Source organism: Caulobacter sp. P1_B12_2 (genome assembly GCF_056406675.1).
The window spans coordinates 1-2,092 of sequence record NZ_JBFTZS010000617.1 but is presented as its reverse complement, the minus strand read 5'-3'; the positions used below and the strand labels follow the sequence as shown (position 1 = coordinate 2,092).

Genomic DNA, 2,092 nt, shown 5'->3' with positions numbered 1-2,092 from the left:
CCGCGCCGAACGTCGTGCACCATGGCGACCAGGGCGGCGTTGAACAGCACTCCGATCCACAGCGGCGACAGGGCGAAGAGCAGCAGCAGGTTCAGCACCGGGACCATTTGCAGCAAGTAGGCCGGGACGATGGCGATCAGGAACGCCGGCCACGAGGGCCAGCCTGGCGTCGGCCTGACGGTTGGGGCCGGACTCAGGTCGGCGGCTTCGCCGACGCGGCGTCCAAACGTCCTGGTGTTCTGGGTCATGGCCGCGTCCCCCTCGCAGTCCCTATGCACCGAACTCCACCAAGAATTGATTAGCGCTCGCGCTGAGCGATGTATCAGGCCCCGCGTTCACGAAAAGTTCTGGAAAGGGCGAAGAAGTTCGGCCAAGCTCGCGGCATGACCGAGATCCAACGTTGCACCTGGCGCGGCATGAACGGCGACCCGTTCTACGAGGCCTATCATGACGAGGAATGGGGCGTGCCGGAGTACGACTCCCGCGCCCTGTGGGAGAAGCTGGTGCTGGATGGGTTCCAGGCCGGGCTGTCGTGGATCACCATCCTGCGCAAGCGCGAGGCCTTCCGCGCCGCCTTCGCCAATTTCGATCCCGATCAGGTGGCGAGGTTCGGCGACGCCGACCGCGCCCGGCTGATGGCCGACGCCGGCATCATCCGCTCGAACGGCAAGATCGACGCGGCGATCTCCGGCGCGAAGATCTATTGCGACATGCGCGACCGGGGCGAGGACCTGGGCGACCTGCTGTGGGGCATGGTCGGCGGCAAGCCGATCCAGAACCGCTGGACCGGCATGGGCGACGTCCCGGCCCAGACGCCCCTGGCCGTCGACATGGCCAAGATGCTCAAGGCCAAGGGCTACAAGTACTGCGGCCCGGTGATCGTCTACGCCTTCATGCAGGCCACCGGCCTGGTCAACGACCACTTCACGACCTGCTTCCGGCACGAGGAATGCCGGAAGATGGCGCGGTAGACCTCACGGCGCCCCGCGCGGCGAACCCAGGGGCGCGGGCGCCCGCCGCCAGCCGTCGTCCATCCAGGCCGGGACCAGCCGCCGCGCCCCCGAGGCGCTGAGGTGGTCGTCGTCGAAATAGACCGGACGGCCGTCGATCATGCCGGCGCAGCCGCCGTCCAGGCACAAGGTCTCGGTCGGGAAGACCGCCGCGACGCCCGGGCGATCCTCGACGGCGGCGCGGATCGCGGCCTCGGCCGGCATGGCGCGAGCCAGGGGCGGGCCAGGATCGACCCGGGCGCAGACGTCGGGGCGACCGCCCAACTGCCGCTGCTGGGCCAGGACCAGCGAAGCCGCCAGAAGCGCCAAGGCCAGCCCCGTCCGGGTGCGGCGCACCCAGCCCAGCGACAGCAAGGCGATCAGCACCGGCCAGACCAGATAGAACTGCTCCTCCACCCCCAGCGACCACAGGTGCAGCAGCGGGTTCTGTTGCATGGACGGCGCGAAGTAGCCGGGGCTCTGGGCGGCCAGAACATTGGCCAGGAAGAGACCCGAGGCCGCCGTGGCCGCGCCGGTCTGGGCCAGCAGGCGCGGCATCTCGATCCAGACCGCGAGGGCCGCCGTGATCAGGGTCACCGCCACATAGGCTGGAACGATACGCCGGGCGCGTCGCAGATAAAACTCGCCCCAGGAGAACCGCCCCCCGTCTCGCGCCTCGATCAGAATGCGGGTGATCAGGAAGCCCGAGATCACGAAGAAGACGTCCACCCCGACGAAGCCGCCCGGCAGGATCGCCGGGAAAGCGTGGTGGATGACGATGGCGGCCACGGCCAAGGCGCGCAGCCCGTCGATGTCGCGCCGATAAGCCTGGCTTTCGCCTTGATCGTCCCGCATGCCCGCTCCACTTGGTTTACGCCTGTAAATAGGGTGACAGGAACGCCGTGCGGTCAAGCAAATTTATTACGCACGTAATCTACTTTTCCCTTTTACCGAACCGGCCTAAACACCACCCCATGCGCACGGACCCCGACATGATGCTGGAAGCCGCCTGCGGACCGGGTCTGGTCTGCGGGGTGGACGAGGCTGGGCGCGGGCCTTGGGCCGGGCCGGTCAGCGCCGCCGCCGTGATCCTGGATCCGGCG

At 68.3% G+C, this 2,092-nt stretch carries 3 protein-coding genes and 1 pseudogene; 2 read left to right on the top strand and 2 right to left on the bottom strand.

The features are described 5' to 3' along the window. A partial coding sequence (locus AC1DZ6_RS24090) for a hypothetical protein (protein WP_477099629.1) occupies window positions 1-248 on the bottom strand: 248 nt, incomplete at its 3' end. A 135-nt stretch (window positions 249-383) separates the two neighbouring features. Here AC1DZ6_RS24090 and AC1DZ6_RS24085 point away from each other — a divergent pair. Further along, window positions 384-971, top strand: coding sequence for a DNA-3-methyladenine glycosylase I (locus AC1DZ6_RS24085; RefSeq protein ID WP_477099628.1), 588 nt, complete (start codon window positions 384-386; stop codon window positions 969-971). 3 nt (window positions 972-974) lie between these two features. Here the strand turns inward: AC1DZ6_RS24085 and AC1DZ6_RS24080 are convergent, their stop codons facing one another. Further along, a complete protein-coding gene (locus AC1DZ6_RS24080) occupies window positions 975-1,844 on the bottom strand; it encodes an acyltransferase family protein (RefSeq protein WP_477099627.1) in 870 nt (289 codons plus the stop codon). Window positions 1,845-1,963: 119 nt separating this feature from the next. Here AC1DZ6_RS24080 and AC1DZ6_RS24075 point away from each other — a divergent pair. Next, window positions 1,964-2,092 (top strand): annotated as a pseudogene (locus AC1DZ6_RS24075) (ribonuclease HII); the annotation flags it as partial.